This window comes from Bifidobacterium sp. LH_419 (genome assembly GCF_056356955.1).
In genome coordinates this window covers 60,290-83,636 of the sequence record NZ_JBKEVG010000012.1, presented here as the reverse complement: position 1 = coordinate 83,636, position 23,347 = coordinate 60,290, and the positions used below count along the sequence as shown (strand labels likewise).

Sequence of the window (23,347 nt, the reverse complement as noted above, 5' to 3'; positions counted from 1 at the left end):
GAGAATCATCCCACACCATACTCGGACCACTATCGGAACCGGCTCAGCCGTCCGTCACTCGCGACGGCGGCGCCGGACGGTCAGGACGGCGAGGCCGGCCATGGCGAGCGTGAGCGTCGCCATGGCGAGGCTGGCGACGGCCGTGCCGGTGCGCGACAGGCCAGCGACCGTGCCGGAACCGTCGGTCTTGCCGGAACCCTTGCCGCCGGTGAGCGTGCCGGCGTCCTGCGTGCCCGCACCCGGCTCGCCCGCGGACGGGGCGGGCTTGAGCGCCTTCCTCGCCTCCTCGAGTTTGGCGAGCGCGTCGTTCACGTCGATCTGCGAGACGGTCTTGTCGTCGTGGACGCTGATCGCGTTCTCGAGCGCGGCGCGGAACGCCTTCCACGTGGCGGGCGTGTAGTCGGACTCCTTGAGCGCGGACGCGCTCTGGATCGCGGCGGCCAGCGCCTCCTTGTTGACCGTGTTGCCTTCGGTTGGATTGACGGTGACCGTGAACGTGGCGGTCTTCGTCGTATCTGACTTGAGCACGATGGTGACGGTCTTCTCGCCGGCGGCCGTGGTGTCGAAACCGGACGGATCGGCCAGCTCGTAGTCGTCGCCGTAGGTCAGCACCTTGACGGTGCCGTCGGAGAGCGTGGCGGTCACTTCGAGGCCGTTGAGGTCCGGACCGGCGTCGCCCACGGTGTAGGTCGTCCTGTCCGGGGCTTTGGTGACTTCGATCTTCTCGATGGTCGCCTCGGGTTGGACGCTCTTCGCCGTGACCGCGGCCATCGCGTTCTTGAGGTCGGCGGTGACCTTGGTGACCTCGGCCTGCGTGGCGTCGGTCTTCTTCAGCAGCTTCCCGGCGGCGTCGATCGCATTCTGCAGCGCGTCCCACGCCTCGTCGGCCTCATAGTCGGCGGCGGCATAGCCCTTGGCTTCGGCGAGCGCCGATTCGAGGGCGGCCGTGTCGACCTTGGCCGTGCCGGCGGCCTTCGTCCAGGTCACCATGCCGGTGGAGTTGCTGTTCTGCACGTAGGTGGTGCCGTCGGAGCGGTTGTTGGTCGCGTAGAACGGGATCGCCTGGATGTCGATGTCCTGCGTCGTGTCGCCGTCCACGTACTTGGCCTTGCCGGTGATGATCATCATGCGGCTGGCGTCCATACCGTCGATGAGCGTGCCCTCGGCGGCCTTGAGCGTGTTCTTCTCGTCGCGCCGGATCTGGATCTTGCGCGGGTCGAAGTTGGCGATGCCGCTGTTGAGCTGCTTGTTGCCGGCCTTCTCCATGGAGAAGACGAGCGGGCCGCGTTCGACGGCGACCTTGCCCTGCTGGTCGGAGACCTTCTCGTTGCCTTCGGTGAGCTTGATCTCCATCGGGAAGTCGAGGGAGACCACGTCGCCCTTGACCCACGTGCGGTCGATGGACACGTAGCCCTTGACGGCGTCGGCCTTGACCTTCTTGCCGTTGACCTTGATGACCGGCGTCTCGTCGCTCTGGCCCTTGAGCCAGCTGGGGATGCGTACCTTGAGGGTGAACTCCTTGGACTGCTCGGGGTTGACGGTCATCTCGACGTTGCCGTCGTTCGGATAGGCGGTCTTCTGGGTGACGCCGACCTTCACGCCGGACACGCTGATGGTGGCCTCGCTGCCGATGTACATGTTGACGAACACGTTGTCGCCGTGCGTCGTGTACATGTATTCGGAGAGGCGTGCGAGCGTGCGCATCAGGTTCGGCGGGCAGCAGGCGCAGGCGAACCAGCTGGAGCGGCCGAGCGTGCCGCCGTTCTTGGTGGGCAGTTCGAGCCTGTTCGCGTAGTAGAAGCGGTCGCCTTCGAGGTTCACGCCGTCGAGGATCGCGTTGTACATGGCGCGTTCGATGACGTCCGCGTACTTGGCGTCCTCGTGCACGAGGTTCATGCGCAGGTTCCAGTTCGCCAGGGCGATGGAGGCGCAGATCTCCGCGTAGGAGTCGTTGCTGGGCAGCTCGTAGTCGGTGCCGAAGTCCTCGCCGTGACTGGCCACGCCGATCGATCCGGTGACGTACATCTTGCGGTTGACGACCGAATCCCACACCTCGTCGAGCGCGTGGAGGTACGAGGTCTCGGTCTCGCCGCCGACGAGCCTGGCCACGTCGGTCGCGCCCGCGTACAGGTAGTTGGCGCGCACGGCGTGTCCGACGGCGTTGGTCTCCTCGGTGAACGGCAGCGCATCCTGCGAGTATTCGTAGCCGTCGTACTGGCTGTCGCGCAGCTTCGGATCCTCGCCGCGGCGGTCGATGAGCGTCTTGGCGGTCTGGACGTACTTGTCGCCGGAGACCTCGCCCTCATGCTGTTCGACGAGTTCGGAGAACTTGGCGAGCGCGAGCTCGATCTCCTCGTGTCCGGGGACCTCGTGGCGGGTGCCGTTCGGCCCGAACAGGTTCACGATCTCGTCCGCGTATCGCTTGGCGGCCACGTACAGGCTGTAGTCGGGGTCGCCGATGCCCTCGCGGTAGCGGGTGTATGCGACGGCCGACTCGATGAAGTGGCCGGCGTTGTACATCTCGTGGTTGTTGAAGTTGCGCCAGCGGTGGGTGCCGGGGGCGCGGCCGCCGGAGTAGCTGGAGGAGCGCAGCGTGAAGTGCGTGTTGATGTAGCCGTCCGCGTACTGCACCTTCTGGATGAGGTCCACCCATTCGGCGAGCTTCTTCTCGAGGCGCGCCTTGTGCTCGAGCACGGTCGGGTCGGTCTCGTCCTTCATCGCGGCGAGCGTGTAGCTGATCGCCTCGAGGGACTTGTAGATGTCGGAGTCCTGGAACACGAAGCCCTGGAACGCCGAGTACTCCTCGCCGTTGAGCTTCTTGACGGCGTTCTCGAAGTTCGGCTCGCCGCCGGACGCCTCCTCGATGTGCCCGATGGACACCTCGAGGGACTTCATCATGTTGACCTTCTGCTTCGGTGACCAGAAGTCGTCGGTGAGGGTCACGTTCTCGAAGGTGACGGACTTGTTCGCCGTGGAGGCGGCGACCTTGCTGTTCACGGCGATCTCCGCCTCGGCGGGGAATGCGACGCCGTTGACGGACACGGTGCCGGTCACGGTGAACGTCTTGCCGACCTGGTCGGCCGCGTACTTGGCCGGATCGACCTTGTCCCAGGTGACGGGCATGAGCTTCGAGTCGAAGGTCTCGCCGAAGTCGTAGGAGACGGTCTTCTGTCCGGTGTTGTGCGTGGAGGGTGTCGGATCGTCGAACTGGATGCCGTTGACGACGACGCTGTTCGGCAGGATCGGCGCAGTGCCGGCCACGGTGGACGTCTTGTACGTGTCGACGCCGGTGACCTCCTCGACGGCGACGGAGGCGGTCGCCGTGCGCGTCTCGCCGCTGGTCTTGTCGGTCATGGCGACCTTGACGGTCCCCTCGCCCTTCTTCGCGCCGGCGACGGTCACGGTGGCCCCGGTCCTGTCGCCGACGATCGAGAGGGCGTCGCCTTCCGTGCTCCACTGGTAGGTGAAGTCGCCCGCGTAGCCGGTGGGCAGCGGGGAGGCGGTGTAGGTGGCGTTCTCGCCGTTGACGATCTTCGCCTTGCCGGTCACCTTCGCGGTGACGAACTCGTCGGTGACGGTCTCGCCGTACACCTGCCATTCGCCGATGCCGACGCCGGTCTGGCCGCTGCCGTCACGGTCGACGAGCATGCGGATCCTCGTGGTCTTGATCGGGTGCTTCGCGTCGATGGCGACGCCGTTCCACGTGCGGTTGTCGCCGTTGTACTTGCCGTCGGCGTGGTCGACTCCGACCGTGTCGACGGTCTTGCCGTCCTTGTCGAGCATGCCGGTGACGTCCGCCCACTTGCCGGTGGCGTGGTTCCAGTACTGGAGCCTGGCGCTCTTCGGATACTTGACGCCGCCGCCGTCGGCCCACCACATGACCTGCATGCTGCGGATGTTCCTCGGTTCGCTCCACGTGAGTTCGATGGGCTGCGGGTATTCGAGGTCGCCCTCGCTCTTCCACGTGTTCCACGAGGTGTCGCTCTTGCCGGCGAGGTTCATGTCGTTGACGTTGGCCGTATTGGTGCCGGAGTTCGTGTAGTCGGCGGAGACGACGCCCTCGGGCGCGATGTTCTTGCCTTGGGCGATACCGGGCTGGAAGTCCTCGCCCTGCGCGCCGTACACCTCCCATTCGCTGATGCCCACGCCGTTCTTGCCGCTGCCGTTGCGTTCGACCTTCATGCGGATCTGCGTGGTGGTCACGTCGGCGGCGAACAGCACCTCGTTCCAGTACTTGTTGGCGCCGTTGAGGCCGTTGCCGTCGGAAGTGTCGTATTTGACGCCCATCTGGTCGGTGGCCTTGCCGTCCTCGTCGGTCATGCCGGTGAGCTGCTTCCATTCGCCGGTGGTGTCGTCGAGGTATTCGATGGTCGCGGATTTCGGGAAGGTGACGTTGTCGGTGGCCGTGATGTCGTTGTTGTCGGCCCACCAGATGACGCGTGATCCGGACAGCTGCTGCGGAGTGTCCCATTTGAGCCACACCTTGGTCGGGTATTCGACGCCGCCCTGCGACCACGTGTTCCACGAGGTCGAGGCCGAGCCGGCCAGGTAGCCGTTGTTCACGTTGGATACGGGCGTGTTCTCCTTGTCCGCGCCTGCCTTGGCGTAGAGGGCGAGATTGACGAGCCTCTTGCCGGCCCAGCCGACCGCCGCCTGCGCGGGCAGCGCGGTGACGAGCATGGCGAGGGCCGCCAATACGCCGATCGCCGCGCGGAACGCACGGCTCTTCAGCGTATGGTTTCGGATGTGATCGAGCACATTCTCTCCTTACATGGTGACTGCACGGTACGGGCCCGAACGCCGTGTGGGTCTGCTGTCCGCCGTGCCGTCGGCTTCTTCCTCGTGAGCGTTTACAGGGCTTGTCTCCATTGACTGTGAACATTGACTGTGAACGCTCTCGAACCGATTGGTCTCAAGTTTATAACGATAAGAGCGATACCACTTGAGGAAAAGGCTTTCACCGCGTGTCGCCATTGACAACGGCACGGCTCATGTTCACAAGTGTTCGCCCACGTTGATTCGCACATCTCCCACGCGCGTTTTTGTGCGGATGACGCACACGTTTCACGCCCGCTCCTGCGGCAGCAGGTAGAGGTCGTCATCGTCCGTCGCCATTGCATCGGCAACCGTCACCATCACCTCGTCCTCCGTATGCCCTGTTCCTCCAGTTCGTGGATGACGCGCCATGGGGCATCCAATTCGTTGGCATGCATGCGGATGACCGATAGTCCCTGCCGCTCCAGGCAATACTGCCGACGACGCTCATCGTCGACGACCTCGCGAATCGCCCTGCCGGAGGTCATGTCCGGATCGACGTACTTCCGCGTTCCATCGAATTCCAATGCCACCTGCCCATCGCCCGACGTCCTCCAGAGAAAATCGACGCGATGGCAGCGATTCGGGCGGTCCAGACAGGGAAATTCGACCTGGATATCGTCCGGAGGACAGCCCATGTCATGCAGCATGCCCCGCGCCGACGATTCACCGCCGTTCTCGCTGCGCGCGTCCGCCAGATCGAACGCCCGCATGACGGTTTGGCGATGGCGGGAATACTTCACCGACGACGGATAGGCGAGCAGGACATCCTTGTCGACGGAGCCGGAACGCACCGACGAGTCGATGGGGGCCAACGAATATCTCAGGCTCAAGGTGGCGGCGCAGTCGAACAGGGTACGCAGCAAGCCCGTCACCTTCACTCCTTCCACCTCCACGACCTCGGGATCGGAGATGACGTGCCGTTCCAACCGATTGGTATTGCGGTAGTGCGTGCCAGGAGCGCCCACGACATACAACGGCCACGCCAGACGATAGGAGCCCGATGCATGACGGCTGCGGTGGGTCCGCCGAACACCCAATCAGGATGCCGTTTGGCCAATGCCCGGACGATGTGCCGGATTCGTTCGTAACGGTCGAGGGAATTCCAATAATCGACCTGCGCATATAGTCCGCGGAAAGGCTTCACGATGGTGCCGGAACGCATGCGACGCTGAATCGCCTTGAATTCGGTGTCCGTGGGAGCCACGACGCAACGCTTCTCCCGACGCGCTTCGGCGAACAGCGCATCAACCGCATGATGCCTTACCATGTCCCCATTGTAGAAGGGCCTGGCATCGCGAATCTCAGGGACGAAACCCCCGTTATCCGAGATTTACAGCACCAAACACCCGTTTTGATGGGGTTGTTCCGGGCATTTGACGCTGTGAATCGGGGATAACGGGGGTTTGGTACAGGGAGGGAAGAAGGAGGGGGAACGACAAGGGCCCATCCCGGGTGGGATGGGCCCTGATCTACCGATCAGTCAGCGGGAACGAACGTCCCACCTCTAATCAGTGACGGTTGTCGAGACGGTGGTACATCTCGGACAGCTGCAGTTCCTTCTCGAACTGGCGGGCGGTCGTCTTGTCGTCGATGACGGCGAGCTCGACGCCGGCGATGCGGGCGAAGTCCTCCCAGGCCTCACGACCGACGGAGGTGGTCATGCAGGTGTGGTGGGAGCCGCCGGCGGTGATCCAGCACTGGACGGCGGTCTTCAGATCCGGCTGCGGCTTCCAGACGGCGCGGGCGCACGGAAGCTCCTTGAGGGAGCCCTGCGGCTCGACGACGTCGACGACGTCCATGAGCAGGCGGAAGCGCTCGCGCTCGTCGGCCATGGAGACGACGACGGCGTCCTTCTTCGGCTTGCCGGAGAAGACCAGGCGGACCGGGTCGGCCTTGCCGCCGATGCCGAGCGGGTGGATCTCCAGCTTCGGCTTGGCGATGGTGCCGATGGCCGGGGAGACCTCGAGCATGTGGGAGCCCATGTCGAGCTCGTTGCCCTCGGTGAAGTTGTAGGAGTAGTCCTCCATGAGGGAGGCGCCACCCTCGAGGCCGTAGCCCATGACGGCGCCGATGCGCACGAGGACGGCGGTCTTCCAGTCGCCTTCGGCGGAGAAGCCCCAGCCGTACTCGGACGGGAAGCGCTGCGGGCCGACACCCGGCAGCTGCGGCAGGGCACCGAGGTCCTCGAAGTTGTCGACGCCGGCGGTGCAGCCGTTGGCGCGCATCATGTTGACCATCGCGGCCTCTTCCTTGGCGGCGATGAACAGGGAGTCGTACTTGGCGTCCAGCAGGGCCGGATCGACGTCGTACTTGGCCTTGTAGTCCTCGATGATCTCCTTGACCTGGTCGTCCTTGACGGCGTCGTACGCGGCGACGAGCTCGTTGACGGCCCAAGTGTTGATGGAGGCGCCGAAGACGCGCTCGGCCTCGGTCTTGTCGCCTTCGGTGACGGCGACGTTACGCATATTGTCGCCCCAGCGCATGACCTTCATGTTGTTGGAGGCGTCCCAGCCGGCGCAGGCGCGGGCCCAGGTGCCGACCTTCTCGGCGACCTCCGGGTCGGTGTAGTGGCCGACGACGATCTTGCGCGGGATGCCGAGGCGGGAGACGATGTAACCGAACTCACGGTCGCCGTGGGCGGCCTGGTTCAGGTTCATGAAGTCCATGTCGATGGTCTCCCACGGAATCTCCTTGTGGTGCTGGGTGGCCAGCTGCAGCAGCGGCTTGGTCAGCACTTCGAGGCCGCGGATCCACATCTTGGCCGGGGAGAAGGTGTGGCACCAGGTGATGACGCCGATGACGTTCGGGTTGGCGGAGGCTTCGACCATGAACTGCTTGACGCCGTCGGAGGACTTCAGGGTCGGCTTGAGGACGATCTTGGCCGGAATCTTGCCGGTCTTGTTCAGGTAGTCGACCATTTCGGCGGAGTGCGCGGCGACCTGGCGCAGCGCCTCCTCGCCGTACAGGTCCTGCGAGCCGACGCCGAACCAGATTTCCTTGCCCTCGAAGGGGTTCTCCATAACCATGGGTTACTTCCTTTACTTCGTTGTGATGGATGGAATCACATCTCGGGTCCCGCCTCCAGGACGGGGCCCAAAGTCTTTTGCTGTTGTGTTGTCGGGGTCTCTTGTGGGGTCTCTCCCCCACCCGGCTTCGCCGGGAGCCCCCTCGTCAGAGGGGGCCAAGGGAAAGCCTCAGTGCTGACCGTAGACGTTCTGGTAGCGATCGTTCAGCTTGTCGATGTCGGCCTGGTCGATCTCGATGATGTCGCCGAGCTGACGGGCGGCCCACATGGTGTGCGCGACCTCCTCGGTCATGGCGGCGGCCTTGACGGCGCCCTCAGCATCCTTGCCGATCGTGAACGGGCCGTGGTTCTGCATGAGGACGGCCGGGGACTTCGGGTACTTCTTGAGGGTCTCGACGACGCCCTTGCCGATGGCCTCGGAGCCGATGAGGCGGAACGGGCCGACCGGCACGGGGCCGCCGAACTCGTCGCCCATCATGGTCAGGCCGCACGGGATGTTCTGGCCGGTGGCCGCCCAGGCGGTGGCGTAGGTGGAGTGCGTGTGCACGACGCCGTAGACGTCGGGCATGTTGCGGTAGATGTAGGCGTGGGAGGCGGTGTCGGAGGACGGGGCTTCGGAGCCGTCGACCACGTTGCCTTCGAGGTCGCACACGACCATCGAGTTCGGGGTCAGGTTCTCGTAGCGCACGCCGGACGGCTTGATGACCATGAGGTCGGCGGTGTGCAGGCGCTGGGACACGTTGCCGGCGGTCCACACGACCAGGTTCCACTTGATCAGCTGCTGGTGCAGGTTGGACACGACCTCGCGCACCTGCTTGACTTCGGCGCGGACCTCGGGACCGTAATCAGCCAGAGTTGCCATTGTTGGTTTCCTTTCGTTTGTTCTGACGTCTATGGGCTCCCTCCGGAGAGGGAGCCGAAGTCTCATGGATATATGGGGGTTATGGGGTTACTTGTCCTCGAGGTCGATGCTCTCGATGGCGGTGTGCTCGATGGGCAGGCCCTTGCTGAAGCGCTCGAAGAAGTCCTCGAAGCCGACGACGTCGCCCGCATAGGGCGCCTCGGTGGTGGACTGGGCGTCCTTGAAGACGCAGCCGTCGAGGTAGTCGGCGAGGTTGTCGTGCGCCTCGTCGGTGTGCCACAGGTAGTCGGCGAGCACGGCCATACCCCAAGCGCCGCCTTCGGCCGCGGTGGACATGACCTTGATCGGCGTGTTGAACGCGGCGGCGAGGATCTTCTGGGCCACCTTCGGGGTGGTGAAGATGCCGCCGTGGCCGACGAGGGAGTCGATCTGGACGTGCTCCTGCTTGGTCATGACGTCCATGCCGATCTTGACCGGGGAGAACGCGGAGAACAGCTGGGCGCGCATGAAGTTGCCGAGGGTCATGTTGGCCTCGGGGCTGCGGGCGAACAGCGGGCGGCCTTCCGGCAGGCCGGCGAGGAATTCGCCGGAGCGGAACGGGTAGTTGAGCAGGCCTCCACAGTTGGCGTCGACGTCGTCGGCGATGGCGGCGCGGAACAGCGTGCCGTACAGGGTGCCGGCGTCGACCGGGTTGCCGATGGCCTTGGCGAACTGGCCGAACAGGCCGACCCACGCGTTGAGGTCGGAGGTGAAGTTGTTGGCGTGGCTCATGCCCGCGAGGTCGCCGGCCGGGGTGGTGACGAGGTCGACTTCCGGGTGGAGGGCCTTGAGCTTGTGTTCGAGCACGACCATCGCGAAGATGGAGGTGCCGGCGGAGACGTTGCCGGTGCGCACGCGCACGGAGTTGGTGGCGACCATGCCGGTGCCGGCGTCGCCTTCCGGCGGGGCGAGCACGACGCCGGGCTCGAGGGCGCCGGACGGGTCGAGCAGCTTGGCGCCTTCGGCGGTGAGCTCGCCGGCCGGGGTACCGGCGACGAGCGGCTTCGGCAGGAGGTCGGTGAGCTTCCACGGCTGGGCGGCGACTTCGGGCAGCGCGTTGAACTTCTCGATGAACTCGGTCTCGTAGTCGTGGGTGGTCGGGTCGATCGGGAACATGCCGGAGGCGTCGCCGACACCGAGGACCTTCTTGCCGGTGAGCTTCCAGTGGACGTAGCCGGCGAGCGTGGTGAAGTACGCGACCTTGGAGACGTGCTCCTCCTTGTTGAGCACGGCCTGGTAGAGGTGGGCGATGGACCAGCGCTCGGGGATGTTGTACTGGAACAGCTCGGAGAGCTTCTTGTGGGCCTCGGAGGTGTTGGTGTTCTGCCAGGTGCGGAACGGCACGAGCAGTTCGCCGTCCTTGTCGAAGGCGAGGTAGCCGTGCATCATGGCGGAGAAGCCGATGTGGCCGATGTGGGTGAGGGTCTCGCCGTAGGCGGTCTTCACGTCGTTGGCCATCGAGGCGTAGGCGGTCTGCAGGCCCTTCCAGATCTCCTCCTTGGAGTAGCTCCACAGGCCGTCCTCCAGATGGGAGGCCCAGCCGTAGTCACCGGAGGCGATGGTCTTGTATTCGTCGTCGATCAGGACCGCCTTGATGCGCGTGGAACCGAATTCGATGCCCAGCGAGGTCTTGCCGGCGCGAATCTTCTCCGCGATCGTGGCGACCTGCTCGGAGGCGTTCGTTGCTGCCATTCTGTGGACTCCTTCTGACCGGCCGGCCAGCACCGCCCGATCGTCGTTCCTTGGGCGCTTACCGCACCCCTTCCTTGGGTGGCCGTTAACGCTCACAATTTCCGTATTCATTGTAACGGCCTTCAGGCCGTATCACAACCCCGACGTGCCATGAAAGATAACGGTTTGATAACAGGTCATCGACACGTCTGATACCCCCTACACGCGAGGCACCGGTCCGAGCGAGATGCGGTCGCGCACCGCGGCCGGCACCAGGCCCACGCCATGCTGCGAGTTCGGCAGCGAGGGCTCCTGGCCTTCGCCGAGCAGACGCAGCACCTCGCGCATGGCGGCCGTGCCGAGTCCCTCGAAGTCGGGGCGCACGGTCGTCAGCGGCGGGAAGAGGTTGTCCATGCCGGTCATATCGTCGAAGCCGACGAGGCTCACGTCCTGCGGGATGCGCAGGCCATGCTCCTGGATCGCGCGCGCCACGCCCACCGCCTGCGCGTCGTTCGCGGCGACGACCACGGTCGGCAGCTTCGCGCCGGTCACGCCGGCCGTGTCGATGAGACGGTTCATCTTCGCGTACGCCTCGCCGGAATCCCACGTCTCGCAACGCATCACCTGAGTCTGGATCGACTCCGCGCCGGACAGCGTCTCCCACGCGGCCAGTCGCGTCGCCGCGTCACGCCAGTCGTGGGGACCCGCGAGATAGAGGACGCGACGATGCCCCGCGGACTTGACCAGGCGCATCACGTCGGCCATCGCGCCCCACTGGTCGATGCCGACGAACGACGTGCGCTCCAGATCCTCGGCGGGGATCAGCGAACGCGCCTCGCGCATGCTCATGCCGCCGTGCGTCGAGGTGACGATGACGCGCGGCTGGCTGACGCGCGCGCGGCAGGCGACGTCAAGCATCACGTCGGTGGGGGTCAGGAAGATGAACGCGTCGACGTTCTGCTCGTTGAACGTGTCGATGAGGTCGTCGAACTCGGCCTGCGTGCACAGCGCCTCGTGCACCATCATCACGCTCATGAACAGGCCGTGCCCGCGCGCGATCGACTCAATGGACGAGATCGCGGAGATCGGACCGAAGAACTTAAGGCCGCCGGCGATGAGGCCGATGGTGCGCGACCGGCTGGAGGCCAGGGCGCGCGCCGAGTTGGAGGGACGGTACCCGAGCTCGCGGATCGCCGCCTTGACGCGCGCACGCGTGGCGTCGGAGACGTCCGGGGAGTTGTTGATGACGCGGGAGACGGTCTGGTGACTCACTCCCGCGAGTTTCGCCACCTCGAACATCGATGGCCTTTTGTTGGCGCGGCGAGCAGACATAACCTCTTCTCCTTTCGCGCGGCACTGCACTGACTTACGCAGTGTAGCGCGAAAACCACCGCGACACGTGAACGTTCACACGCCGGTTTTCCCGTGTCGCGCGTGTCGCATGTGTCGCACGCCGGTCACACGAGCTTCCAGGAGACGCGGTGCAGGTCGCACGGGCCCTGCGCGGCGATGGCGGCCTTGTGCGCCGCCGTGCCGTAGCCCTTATTGCTCCCCCACTGGTACGCCGCGTATTCCGGGCGTTCGGCGAGACGCTCCATGAGCCGGTCTCGCGTCACCTTCGCGATGACGGCGGCCGTCGCAACGGTCGCGCAGGAACGATCGCCCTTCACCTTGGTCGTCACGTCGGCGGGCACGGGCACGTCGGGCGCGTCGAACGTGTCGAGCGCCTTGGTGATGTAGTCGTACGGACCGTCGAGGATCGCGCCGACGCGCACGCGCCGCTCCCCCGCGGCGCCCGGCGCGCCGAGTCCCAGCTTCGATTCCGCCTCGGCGAGCGCGCGCAACGCGGCTATGCCGAGTGCGTGGCCGATGCCCCACTCGTCGATCTCCGCGTTGCTCGCCGCGCCGACCGCCCACGCGGCGGCCCAGCCGGTGAGCTCGTCGTAGATGGCCTCGCGGCGGCGTTCGGTGAGCAGCTTGGAGTCGGCGACGCCGGCGGGCACGGCGAGGCCGGAGCCGTCGCTGGAGCCGTCGCCGGAGACATCGCCGGTTCCGGCGACATCGCCGCCGTCCGCCGTCTTCCCCATCAGATCGCGCGCGCGGATGATGGCGCAGCCGACCATCGCCGGGCCGGCGAGCGCACCGCGTCCCACCTCGTCGAAGCCGGCGATGAGGTCGAATCCGCGGGAGGCGAGCTCACGTTCGAGGTCGAGCGTCGGCGTGATCATCAGTTGCCCAGACCGTCATTCGCGTGCTTCGGGTCGATGGTCGTCACGCTCGACTCGGACGTGACGCCGGACGTACCGGCGGTCGTGCCGGACGTATCCGACGTGGCCGAGACGCTCGCGTCCGGCACGTCGGCGAACACCTCGTGGTGCGCGTCGAGCGAGCCGAGACGGCTCAGCGGCCAATAGCGGCACAGGCCCACGCCGACCACGTCGGCGATGGGGACGAGACCGTGGTCGCCGTCGTCCTGATGGTAGCGGGAGTCGGCGGAGTTGGCGCGGTTGTCGCCCATGACGAAGACATGTCCGGCGGTGACGGTCACGCTGAACGGGAAGGCGCTCGGCTGCACGCCGTCCTTGAGATACGCGGTCTCGGTGATGGCGACGCCGTTCACCTTGATCGGCTGGCCGGCGCCCTCGCAGGTGACGGTGTCGCCGGGAAGACCGATGACGCGCTTGATGAGATAGTCGCCGGCGAGCGGGCTCGTGGTCTGCTCGTTGGCGAGCCAGCCGGCCGGATCGTGGAAGACGACCACGTCGCCGCGCTTCAGGCCGACCGTCTTCGGTGCGGGCTTGAAGGTGATGACGCGGTCGCCGGGTTCGATGGTGCTTTCCATCGACCGGGTGGGGATCTCGTAGAAGCCGACGAGGAACACGCGGATGAGGATCACGACGAGGATCGGGATGCCGCACCAGATGAGTGTGTCGCGCCAGGAGAAGCGGTCGTCGCGACGGGTCCGCTTCGGGTCCGCCGGCGTCGCGGCCGTGGCCCGTGCGGGCGATGCCGACGATTCCGGCGTCTCCGGCATGACGGCCGGATCGACGCCGTGGTCGGCCACCAGGACGGTGTGACGGTCGCGCTCATCGTTGTCGTATGGCATGTGCCCTCCTGTTCCCCGCGAAAACTCCACTCATCGTAATCGGGCGCATGCCCACACGCACGCCGCGGGCGTGACGTGCACCGAACACGCACGGGGATGCGGGAGCCGGAAATACGAAACGGTCCGGAACCGCGGAGGTTCCGGACCGTTCTACGCTTCGAGCGAGTCAGCGACTCAGGCTGCTCACTTGGCGCGACGCTCGACGATACGAGCGGCCTTGCCGCGCAGCGCGCGCAGGTAGTACAGCTTGGCGCGACGGACGCGGCCCAGACGCACGACCTTGATGGAGTCGATGGACGGGGAGTGCAGCGGGAAGCGACGCTCCACACCGGTGCCGAAGCTGATCTTGCGGACCACGAAGGTCTCGCGCACGCCGGCGCCCTGGCGGGCGATCACCACGCCGGTGAAGGTCTGGATACGGGAGTTGTTGCCTTCCTTGATCTTCACGTTCACGTCGACGGTGTCGCCGGGACGGAAGGTCGGGATCTCCTCGGCCGGCTTCATGTGCTTGGCGTCGAAAGCCTCGATGGCGTTGACCATGATTGTTCCTTAGGTGCCGCCGCATATCGGCCACCGGACGGGGCGCGCGCACGACCCGCGGTTCTCTCGCGGGCTCCGGGGACGTATCCGTCTCCCGGCTTCGGTGCACGCACCGATGTTCCTTCCCCGCAGGTCTGCCTGCGAGGGGTGCCGATCCGCCGGAAATCGCGCCCGAGGGCGGCCCGGCTGGACCTCATGCGACAGGGGTTTATGCGGCGACCCCCGCCACGACACAGCAATCTTTAAATCTACTGCAGACTACGGACACTGCTGCACATCGCGAGACCCGAGAACCCGACACGACGCATACGAACATCGCATGATCAGCACACGACGCAGCGCTGCCAGAACAGGGTCCCAGTCAAGCCATAACACAAAGCACGGCACATACCGATAAGGAGAAAGGCAGAACGAGAGGGCATGCATCTCCGGATAAGGAGACACATGCCCTTTTATTTTATATTACAGACCCCATAGATCTGATCATTATTTCAATCCACGCCCCATGAGGAGCGACAATGCAGAGATGCAGCGAGCAACTGCAGAGATACGACGGTCGGAGATTCCGGCACATTCCACATCAACAGCGAGCTTCATATGAACGTGATAGCATTTCGCCTTACGCGCACCCCTGTATGATATTGTTGCTTCGCACCTTGTTTTCACGCCGCTAAGGCAAAACAAGATGAGGAGCAGAATGAGTGAGATAATGAACTGTTGTTCCATTATTCCACTCCTTTCTCCAAAATCTATAATTGGATATTTATTGTTTGCTGCTGGCGGTTTACTTTGGTCGAGCCGACTGCCAGCAGCAAATACTCTATCGTGATGCGACGACTTTCACAACTTCAATGATCAGTGTATACCAACTGGCATACATCACTTGCGCATGAGGCGGGCAACGGCGGCTCGGATGGCGGGTTCGGCGGCGGTCGGGTCGTCGATGTGCTCGACCGATTGCTCGATGGGGCACATGCCGTCTCGCCCGCGGTTGAGGATGACGGGGACCAGCGCGCCGTAGGCGGCTTCGATGCCGTGGGCGCGCAGGGCGGCGAGTCCGGCTTCGCTCATCGTGCACGCCCATACGGCTTTGACTCCAAGGCGAGCGTAGAGCAGGGCGGCGCCCTTGCCCACCACACGGTCGGCGGCGCAGAAGCCTGCGAGGCTGCGGCCTTCGTCGAGCCATATGAGCAACGGGCGCACGCCACGGCCCGTGCCGGTCAGCGTTTCGGTGCGGCCGGCGGCGTCCGTGCGGCAGGCCACACAGCCGAGCGCGCCATCGGCGAGCAGATCGGCGCGGGCGCGAAGACGATCGTCAGTCACGATGACGATCCACGGCGAACATGACCAGCGGGATGAGCACCCATTGGAGCACGAGGCCGGGCAGGCCCGTGCCGACGGCGGCCCATATGCTCGCGACCGACATCTGCGCGTTGCCGAGCAGGAAGACGGCCACGGCGATTGCGAGCGCGTCGACCAGTCGTCCGCCGATCTGGGCGGCGACGAGCTTCGCCAGCCAGCCGAGCGGCAAGGGGACGGCTTCGGGGACGCGCACGCCGCGCAGAAGACCGGCGATCAGGCCGTAGGAGGCGAGTTCGATGACCATGAACGGCACCATCGGAGCCATCGGCATGCCGGTAAGGAGGAAGCTCACGATCGGGGCGAGCGCTCCGGTGACGAGGCCGGCGAACGGACCGGCGAGCAGCCCCACGAGCAGCACAGGCAGGTGCATCGGCAGCAGGGTCTGGCCGATCATCGCGCCGAGCCCCATCGCCGCACCAGCGAGGTGGAAGACCTGCGGCAGGGCGACGGCGGCCACGACGGCGAGCAATGTGGCGACGGATTGAAACTTGATGGATGGCAGCGCGGCGGCGCGGGCCGAAGCGGTGGATTGTGGTCGCATGATGGATTTCCTTTCGATTCAGCGCAAATCGAGGTCGATGAGCTGGTATTCGCGGCTGCCGAGGCCCATTTCGACGGCGTGTTCGATGGTGTGGATGCCGTGGCGCGATTCGATGCGCTCGATCAGCGGCTCCTTGTTGTCGTGCGAGACGTACACCATGTCGACGCACGCCTGGTCGACGGCGACCGGGTCGAGCGAGGCGCAGATGCCGATGTCCGCCATGACGGGCGCGTGCGGATTGCCGTCGCAGTCGCAGTCGACGGACAGGTTGTTCATCACGTTGATGAAGCACATCTCGCCTTTGAGCGTGTTGAACACGGCGGTGGCGGCTTCGGCCATCGCCTCGAGGAACGCGTCCTGGTCGCCGCTGAACGGGTTGGCGAGAATCTCGTCCTGCCCGGAGTGGAGGCGTTTCTTGCCTCGCGAGGAGGCCATGCCGATGGAGATGTTCTTGAGCGCGCCGCCGAAGCCGCCCATCATGTGGCCTTTGAAGTGCGAGAGCACGGCGTAGTAGTCGTAGTTCGGGAAGTGGGAGCCGACGATGTCGGCGGTGATGCGCCTGCCGCCTTCCACGGGGATTTCGATCTCGCCGTCCTCGTCCTGGATGTCGCAGGGGGCGATGTCGAGGAATCCGTGCTCTTTGATGGTCTTCCAATGGTGTTCGGTGGTGTCGCGGGTGCCCGCGTACGCGGTGTTGCATTCGACGATGGTGCCGTCGAGCCGCTGCACGAGGTCCTTGATGAGCGCCGGCTGCAGGTAGTGCGTGTTGCCTCCTTCGCCGGAGCTGAGTTTGACGGCCACCTTGCCCTGCGGTTTCGCGCCGAGCGCCTCGTAGACGCGCATCAGCCCGGCCGGGCTGATGTCGCGCGTGAAGTAGACTTTGGCCGCCATCGGATAGTCGGTCTCGTAGGTTCCGGGTGTTCTGGGCGTCGTCTCCGTCATGTGGTGCCTCCTTGCTGCCGGACGGTCGGTTTCCCGTTTCCAAGGATACTTCGTCCGCGTGAACTCGTTCCCTCACCCCGGCAAAAGAACGATGCCCGGCATCCGTGGGGATGTCGGGCATCGGGTTCATGGCCTACGCCTTGTCGCGTATGACCGGTCCGCGGTCATACGCATCTCACGCGCGCTTGCGGCGCACGGCGAGCGCGGTCGCGACGGCCGCGAGCAGGAGCGCGACGCCGGCGATGCCGGCGACCGTGCTGCCGGTGCTCGACAGCGTCGGCTTGGCGGCGGAGGCGTTCGTCTCGCCCTTGCCGGAGTCGGCCGCGCCGTTCCCGGACGTCGCTCCGGACTGTCCGGTGATGTCGGAACCACTGCCGGTGCCGGGGTTCGGGGTCGGCTCGGGTTCCGGTTCGGCATCCGCCGGGGCGGAGGAGTAGGACACGGACAGCGGCGATGTGGTCTTGCCGTCGAGATCGGTCACCGTGACGGTGACGGCCTGTCCGTCCGTCGAAGCGGACCTGGCCTTCGCGGCCACGGTGCCGAAGTCGACGTCCACGCTGGCGGTCAGCGTGTTGCCGTAGGTCTTCTTCTCGGCGGTCACAGTCTTGGACTGTCCGGCGGTCTCGATCTTCAAGGCCTGCACGGCGCCGGTGGCGGTGGCGCGGATGGTGGCCTTGCCCTTGACGGTCGCGTTCTCGAGCGGGTTCCACGTCGTGCCGCCGTCGGTGGAGTATTCCACGGAGGAGTCGGAGACGTTCGGCTCCGGCTGGTCCTCGGTGACGACGGAGAGCGCGTTCACCAGTCCGGCGCCGCGGTACTCCTTGCCGGCGTCCGCGGACGGGTCGGCGAGCTGGCCGTAGTTCTCCTTGGCCTGCTTCTTCATGAGGTCGAGCACCTGGGCGGGCGTGTAGTCGGGGTGGACGCCCTTGATGAGGGCGGCGACGCCGGCCGCGTGCGGGGACGCCATCGAGGTGCCGCTGTAGTAGGCGTAGTTGGCCTTGTCGAGATCGGGGTCGACGGTCGAGGCAATATTCACGCCCGGAGCGGCCACGTCGATGCTGTTCTTGCCGTAGTTGGAGAAGGAGGCGCGCGAGTAGCTGCCGAGCTTGCCCCAATCGGTCTCGCCGACCGCGGAGACGGTCACGACGCCGGGCAGGGACGCCGGGATGTCGACGCCGTTCTTCACGTCACGGTTCTTGATGATGGTCTTGCCGTCCGGATCGCCTTCGACGTCGTTCGGGCTGCCGTTGTCGGGGGACGGGTCGTCGAGGTTCTGGTCGGAGTTGCCGGCGGCGGCGACGTTGGTCACACCCTTGGACGTGGCGTAGGCGACGGCGCGGCGCACGGCCTCGTAGCCGGCGGTCTGCGTCGGATCGGACGGCACCCAGTACTCCCACGGATCGGAGTAGTAGCTGTTGTTCGTCACGTCGATGCCCTTGTCCGCGGACCAGGCGAAGCCGCAGGTCACGTACTCCGGGTACAGGAAGCCGCCGTCGTTCATGGCCTTGATGGCCGCGATCTTGACGGTCGGGACGACGCCGTCGACGCCGATGCCGTTGGAGGCGGCCGCGATGGTGCCGGCCACGTGCGTGCCGTGCGAGCTGGCGGTCGGCATCCACGGCTTGTCGCCGTTCGCCTTGGTCGCCTGCGTGGCGATGCCGTTCGTGGAGCAGTCCACGGAGAGCGAATCATCGATCTGGCTGGTGCCGTCGGTGTTCTTGAAGTCGGCATGGCGGTAGTCGACGCCGGAGTCGATGACGCCGACGGTCACGGGCGCGAGCGAGACGCCCTTGGCCTTCAGCGTCTCGTTGGCCTTGTCCGCGCCGAGCGCAAGCACGCCCCATGCCTTGTCGGCGGTGGTGTACGGGTCGTTCTGCAGCGACTCCTCCTTGGCGAACTGGCTGTTCGCGTCCATGCGGTTCAGCGAGAACGTGCTCGCGCCATCCTTGGCGGCGCCCTTGTCGACCACGTCCTCGTTGCCGGTCACCCGCGCCTGGCGGGTGGTGCCGACCGAGTCGATGGCGATGCCGTCGGCGGTGGCCTTCTCGGCATAATCCTTGGCGAAGCTCTTCGACTTGGCCTGCACGAAGAACGTGCCGAACTGCGGGTACTGGGCCAGCGCCACGACGTCGCCCATACCCTCCGCCTCGGCGACGGCGGCCTTGATCTGGGCCTCGCCGGAGCCTTCGGGCAGGTTCACCGCGTAGTTGCGGGCCGCATCGGACTGCTCGACCGGCGAGTACACCGGGGTCGCGTCGGCGGCGTGCGCCGTGGAGGCGACGCCCATGGCGCCGCACGACAGCGCCATGGCGAACGCGGCGCATGCGGTCGCGAACTTCCTGGTCAGCGCAAAGTGCTGCATGACTTTCCTCTCTTCCAATCCGTGCATAACGCACAAGCGGACCGCCCCACGTATGTGGACGCGATCCGCGATGACAAGAGGCACTCTATGAAAGTCGTGTTACGATGCGGCGGAACGACCGCATCGTGGAATCGGAAGGCTCCGACCGGCCGGACGCCCGGCGCTCACAGCAGCCAGTTGGTGGCGCAGGAGGCGAGGAACACGGCCAGTCCGAACCACATGACCGGCACCATGCCCATGCCGAGCCACGAGTACGCACCCGGCTTCTCCAGCGCGTTCCAGCGTTTCGTGGAGACGCGCAGCAGCACGACGGCCGCCACGACGAGCACGATGAACACCGTCCATCCGACGGAGGACGCGGCCTCGGGCTTCGACATGTCCGAGTACATGGCGGGCAGGAAAATCCACGAGGCACCGCACAGCGTGGTGAACCCGGCGGTGATGCCGACGCGCGTGTAGCCGTCGTCCCTGCCCTTGCCCCGCTGGAGGTTGTTCCACAGGAACGACGCGGCGACGACGAGCGCGGCTGCGATCGCCAGATACGCGGCCCAACGGATGTAGGTCACGTCCGTGTAGAACTCGCTGGGAAGCACGACGATCGCGGAGACCACGAACGTGGCGGCGGCCACGGCGCGCCCGAACACGGCCTGCGAATCGTCGCCGCCGAACGGCCAGCCGACGATGAGCAGCATCGTGGCGGACATGGCGAGCATGCCGGAACCCATGATGCCGCCGGGAGTCAGCACGCCGAGCGTATAGACGATGCCGAAGAACAGCGCATAGGCGACGAGCTGGGTGATGACGACGGTGAACTCGCCGTGCACGGTCATGCCGAAGCCGGGCCGACCGTTACGCCCGTCCCGGCCGCCACCGGCGCGCCGTGCCGGTTCCGGCGCGCCGGAGCGCGGCCGTTCGCGGCGTTCGCGCGTCTGCGATGCGTCGGCGCGGCCGCCCCGCGCATTGCGGCGTGCGGCCTTGCGTTTCCTCTGCGAATTGCTTGCCACCATGTATCTCCTGTCTCTCCTTGGCGCCGATGGCGCTTTCGTCGTATACGGATGATGCCCGGCGCCTCTTCGACGCCGGGCATCATCATGCGTTCCGATTCGGGACCGATGTCTCATCGGCCCCGTCCCCGCCCGGCTTCGCCGGAATCGGGTTCACGGAATCAGAACTCGCGGTTCTTGCGGTAGAACTCGATCAGGGACTTCGTGGAGGCGTCCTGGGCGGCGAGGGCCTCGTCGTCCTTGGAGATCGCCGGGGTGATCTGCTTGGCGAGCTGCTTGCCGAGCTCGACGCCCCACTGGTCGTAGGAGTCGAGGCCCCACACGGTGCCCTCGACGAAGGTGATGTGCTCGTACAGGGCGATGAGCTCGCCGAGCGCGAACGGGGTCAGGGCCACGCCGAAGATGGAGGTGGTCGGACGGTTGCCGGTGAACACGCGGGCCGGGACGATCTCCTCCGGCGTGCCCTCGGCGCGCACCTCGTCGGCGGTCTTGCCGAACGCGAGCGCCTTGGTCTGCGCGAAGTAGTTGCCGAGGAACAGCTCGTGCACGTCCTGGTCGCCGTCCTTGGTCGGGTTCGGCGTGTTGACGAACGCGATGAAGTCGGCCGGGATGAGCTGGGTGCCCTGGTGGATCAGCTGGTAGAAGGCGTGCTGGCCGTTGGTGCCCGGCTCACCCCAGAAGATCTCGCCGGTCTCGGTGGTGACGGGGGTGCCGTCCCAGCGCACGGACTTGCCGTTGGACTCCATGGTGAGCTGCTGCAGGTAGGCCGGGAAGCGGTGCAGGTACTGGTCGTACGGCAGCACGGCGTGGGAGGCGGCCTTGAAGAAGTTGCGGTACCAGACGTTGAGCATGCCGAGCAGCACGACGACGTTCTTCTCGAACGGCGTGTTGGCGAAGTACTCGTCGATCTCGTGGAAGCCGTGCAGGAACTCCTCGAAGCGGGCCGGGCCGAAGACGACGGCCAGGGAGGTGCCGACGGCGGAGTCGACGGAGTAGCGGCCGCCGACCCAGTTCCAGAAGCCGAACGCGTTGGCCGGGTCGATGCCGAACTCCTCGACCTTCTCCAGGTTGGTGGAGACGGCGACGAAGTGCTTCTTGATGGCCTCGGCCTTCTGGGCCTCGTCGTTGTCGGAGATGGCGCCGTTGGCGACCAGCTCCTCGAGCAGCCAGGTGCGGGCCTCGCGGGCGTTGGTCAGGGTCTCCAGCGTGGTGAAGGTCTTGGAGACGATGATGAACAGGGTGGTCTCCGGATCGAGGCCCTTGGTCTTCTCGGCCAGGTCGTTCGGGTCGATGTTGGAGATGTAGCGGGCGGAGATGCCGGCGTCCGCGTACGGCTTGAGCGCCTCGTACGCCATGACGGGGCCCAGGTCGGAGCCGCCGATGCCGATGTTGACGACGGTCTCGATCTTGCGGCCGGTCACGCCGGTCCACTTGCCGGAACGCACGTCGTCGGCGAAGGCGTAGATCTTGTCGAGGGTCTCGCGCACGTCCTTGACGGTGTCCTGGCCGTCGACGATGTACTTGCCCTCGTCCTCGACCGGGCGGCGCAGCGCGGTGTGCAGGACGGCGCGGTCCTCGGTGTTGTTGATGTGGACGCCGCTGTACATGGCCTTGATGCGCTCGCCGAGCTTGACTTCCTTGGCGAGGTGGACGAACAGCTGGAGGGTCTCCGGCTTGATGAGGTTCTTGGACAGGTCGAAGTGCAGGTCGCCGGCGTCGAAGCTCAGCTCCTTGACACGGTCGGAGTCTTCGGCGAACCACTTCTTGAGGCTGATGCCCTCGGCCTGAAGCTCGTCGTAGTGCTTCTGCAGGGCGACCCACGCCGGGGTGGTGGTGGCGTCAACGGGCGGATTGATGGCCATAGGATTCCATTCCTTTCATCATTGATTGGAGACGGCGTGCGGGCCGCTTGCATCTCGGTCCGCCTACCGTTCCGTATCACGCAACAGAATACTCACAAAAGCGGACACAAGAACACAAAAAGAACACGCGGCTACGCGCCGGCGACGTAGCGGTGAACGGAACGGTGGAGACGGGACGCGGCGGAACGCGCGGCGGGACGTCACACGCCCATCAGCGCGTGGGCGACGGCCATCATCACGAGGGCGATGATCGCGGTGAACGCGAGCGAGAAGCCGGCGAGCTTCGCGTTGCCGAGCACCTTGTCAGTGAACAGCGTGGAGAAGATCGCGATCGGCGCGAGCACGCAGATCACCAGCACCGCGCGGATCTCCGCGGTGAACGGCAGCAGGAACCAGGCGACCGCCGCGAACGCGACGGCGAACGGCAGGCGCCAGGCGACCACGGCCAGCACCTCCTTGACGTCATGCCGGTCACGCGGCAGGTCCATGAGCATGCCGACCATGAACATCGAGCAGAACGCGTTCGCGCCGCTCAACGGCTGCATGACGGTCGCGATCCAGCCGGGGATCTGGACGTGCGCGACCATGAGCACGATCATCAGCATGTAGGTGTCGAACGGCACGGAGCCGAAGAAGCTCTTGAACACGTTCTTGGCGAAGGCACGCCGGGCGAGTCGCCTCGCGTCCCGGTCCTTCGGCTTCTCGTACGGCAGGGTGGGCGCGCTGCCCGCATGCTGTTCGGCGAGCGTCTTGCCCGGCTGGATGTGCAGCAGCTGCTGGGTCATCACGTTCGTGCCGGCCGCGACCATGATGCAGTTGCCGATGTCGAACATGGCGGCCGGCACCACCGCGCCCGCACCCCAGAACGAGGTGACGACCGGGAAGCAGAAGCAGCCGAGGTTGAAGCCGGCGCCGTTGAGCATGAGGAACGCGCGGTCGGTCACGTTGCGCCGGCGCGTGGTCAGGTAGATGAGGACGGGCGGGATGAGCGCGCAGAAGAACGCGAACACGCTGATCCACAGGTAGCTCACGTCGTGCGGGTTCGTGGCGAACGAGTAGACGATGGCGCCCGGCAGCACGACGTTGAACTCGGCCGTCTGGATGACGCGGTAGTCCTTCGCGCCGAACAGCCCGAAGCGCTTGAACAGGTATCCGGCCAAGATGATGAGCAGCAGCGAGGCCGGGCCGAGTATCGCCGTCATGGTTCCCTCCC

Annotated in this window: 16 protein-coding genes; all 16 read right to left on the bottom strand. The window is 65.7% G+C overall.

Translation table 11 applies throughout. From position 1 onward, the window contains the following. Positions 1-54 precede the first annotated feature (54 nt). Positions 55-4,758, bottom strand: coding sequence for a beta-L-arabinofuranosidase domain-containing protein (locus AC1AYX_RS08495; protein WP_476503067.1), 4,704 nt, complete (start codon positions 4,756-4,758; stop codon positions 55-57). 377 nt (positions 4,759-5,135) lie between these two features. After that, positions 5,136-5,690: a hypothetical protein gene (locus AC1AYX_RS08490; protein ID WP_476503066.1), complete on the bottom strand. Its 555-nt coding sequence runs from the start codon at positions 5,688-5,690 to the stop codon at positions 5,136-5,138. Between the two features lie 636 nt (positions 5,691-6,326). Then, on the bottom strand, positions 6,327-7,844 hold the full coding sequence (gene araA, locus AC1AYX_RS08485) for an L-arabinose isomerase (RefSeq protein ID WP_476503065.1): 1,518 nt from the start codon (positions 7,842-7,844) through the stop codon (positions 6,327-6,329). 168 nt (positions 7,845-8,012) lie between these two features. Beyond that, positions 8,013-8,705, bottom strand: coding sequence for an L-ribulose-5-phosphate 4-epimerase (locus AC1AYX_RS08480; RefSeq protein ID WP_163196825.1), 693 nt, complete (start codon positions 8,703-8,705; stop codon positions 8,013-8,015). Positions 8,706-8,792: 87 nt separating this feature from the next. Then, positions 8,793-10,436 (bottom strand): xylulokinase, encoded by a 1,644-nt coding sequence (locus AC1AYX_RS08475; protein ID WP_476503064.1) that lies wholly within the window; start codon positions 10,434-10,436, stop codon positions 8,793-8,795. Positions 10,437-10,634: 198 nt separating this feature from the next. Then, positions 10,635-11,747, bottom strand: coding sequence for a LacI family DNA-binding transcriptional regulator (locus AC1AYX_RS08470; protein ID WP_476503063.1), 1,113 nt, complete (start codon positions 11,745-11,747; stop codon positions 10,635-10,637). 125 nt (positions 11,748-11,872) lie between these two features. Then, positions 11,873-12,643, bottom strand: coding sequence for a ribonuclease HII (locus tag AC1AYX_RS08465; RefSeq protein ID WP_476503062.1), 771 nt, complete (start codon positions 12,641-12,643; stop codon positions 11,873-11,875). After that, entirely contained in the window at positions 12,643-13,521 is an 879-nt protein-coding gene (gene lepB, locus AC1AYX_RS08460) for a signal peptidase I (RefSeq protein WP_476503061.1), read from the bottom strand. Before lepB ends, AC1AYX_RS08465 begins: the two co-directional genes overlap by 1 nt. Positions 13,522-13,704: 183 nt before the next feature. Continuing rightward, positions 13,705-14,061: a 50S ribosomal protein L19 gene (gene rplS / locus AC1AYX_RS08455; protein ID WP_476503060.1), complete on the bottom strand. Its 357-nt coding sequence runs from the start codon at positions 14,059-14,061 to the stop codon at positions 13,705-13,707. Between the two features lie 879 nt (positions 14,062-14,940). Continuing rightward, entirely contained in the window at positions 14,941-15,384 is a 444-nt protein-coding gene (locus AC1AYX_RS08450; RefSeq protein ID WP_476503059.1) for a DUF1893 domain-containing protein, read from the bottom strand. After that, positions 15,377-15,964, bottom strand: coding sequence for an ECF transporter S component (locus tag AC1AYX_RS08445; protein WP_476503058.1), 588 nt, complete (start codon positions 15,962-15,964; stop codon positions 15,377-15,379). The genes AC1AYX_RS08450 and AC1AYX_RS08445 overlap by 8 nt, the downstream gene beginning before the upstream one ends. A gap of 18 nt (positions 15,965-15,982) precedes the next feature. Further along, the gene (locus AC1AYX_RS08440) at positions 15,983-16,906 is read right to left on the bottom strand and encodes a DUF362 domain-containing protein (protein WP_476503057.1); all 924 of its coding nucleotides are present in this window, start codon (positions 16,904-16,906) and stop codon (positions 15,983-15,985) included. 175 nt (positions 16,907-17,081) lie between these two features. Then, positions 17,082-19,268 (bottom strand): S8 family serine peptidase, encoded by a 2,187-nt coding sequence (locus tag AC1AYX_RS08435; protein WP_476503056.1) that lies wholly within the window; start codon positions 19,266-19,268, stop codon positions 17,082-17,084. Between the two features lie 164 nt (positions 19,269-19,432). After that, complete coding sequence (locus tag AC1AYX_RS08430; protein ID WP_476503055.1) at positions 19,433-20,275, bottom strand: hypothetical protein; 843 nt, start codon at positions 20,273-20,275, stop codon at positions 19,433-19,435. Between the two features lie 158 nt (positions 20,276-20,433). Then, complete coding sequence (gene pgi, locus AC1AYX_RS08425; protein ID WP_476503054.1) at positions 20,434-22,134, bottom strand: glucose-6-phosphate isomerase; 1,701 nt, start codon at positions 22,132-22,134, stop codon at positions 20,434-20,436. 200 nt (positions 22,135-22,334) lie between these two features. Then, positions 22,335-23,336 (bottom strand): AEC family transporter, encoded by a 1,002-nt coding sequence (locus tag AC1AYX_RS08420; protein WP_476503053.1) that lies wholly within the window; start codon positions 23,334-23,336, stop codon positions 22,335-22,337. Between the last annotated feature and the right edge of the window lie 11 nt (positions 23,337-23,347).

Excerpts from the sequence above, each read along its gene's own strand:
- araA (WP_476503065.1), bottom strand. The coding sequence starts at position 7,844 with ATGGTTATGGAGAACCCCTTCGAGGGCAAGGAAATCTGGTTCGGCGTC.
- AC1AYX_RS08480 (WP_163196825.1), bottom strand. The coding sequence starts at position 8,705 with ATGGCAACTCTGGCTGATTACGGTCCCGAGGTCCGCGCCGAAGTCAAG.
- AC1AYX_RS08475 (WP_476503064.1), bottom strand. The coding sequence starts at position 10,436 with ATGGCAGCAACGAACGCCTCCGAGCAGGTCGCCACGATCGCGGAGAAG.
- AC1AYX_RS08470 (WP_476503063.1), bottom strand. The coding sequence starts at position 11,747 with ATGTCTGCTCGCCGCGCCAACAAAAGGCCATCGATGTTCGAGGTGGCG.
- AC1AYX_RS08465 (WP_476503062.1), bottom strand. The coding sequence starts at position 12,643 with ATGATCACGCCGACGCTCGACCTCGAACGTGAGCTCGCCTCCCGCGGA.
- lepB (WP_476503061.1), bottom strand. The coding sequence starts at position 13,521 with ATGCCATACGACAACGATGAGCGCGACCGTCACACCGTCCTGGTGGCC.
- rplS (WP_476503060.1), bottom strand. The coding sequence starts at position 14,061 with ATGGTCAACGCCATCGAGGCTTTCGACGCCAAGCACATGAAGCCGGCC.
- AC1AYX_RS08445 (WP_476503058.1), bottom strand. The coding sequence starts at position 15,964 with ATGCGACCACAATCCACCGCTTCGGCCCGCGCCGCCGCGCTGCCATCC.
- AC1AYX_RS08440 (WP_476503057.1), bottom strand. The coding sequence starts at position 16,906 with ATGACGGAGACGACGCCCAGAACACCCGGAACCTACGAGACCGACTAT.
- AC1AYX_RS08435 (WP_476503056.1), bottom strand. The coding sequence starts at position 19,268 with ATGCAGCACTTTGCGCTGACCAGGAAGTTCGCGACCGCATGCGCCGCG.
- AC1AYX_RS08430 (WP_476503055.1), bottom strand. The coding sequence starts at position 20,275 with ATGGTGGCAAGCAATTCGCAGAGGAAACGCAAGGCCGCACGCCGCAAT.
- pgi (WP_476503054.1), bottom strand. The coding sequence starts at position 22,134 with ATGGCCATCAATCCGCCCGTTGACGCCACCACCACCCCGGCGTGGGTC.
- AC1AYX_RS08420 (WP_476503053.1), bottom strand. The coding sequence starts at position 23,336 with ATGACGGCGATACTCGGCCCGGCCTCGCTGCTGCTCATCATCTTGGCC.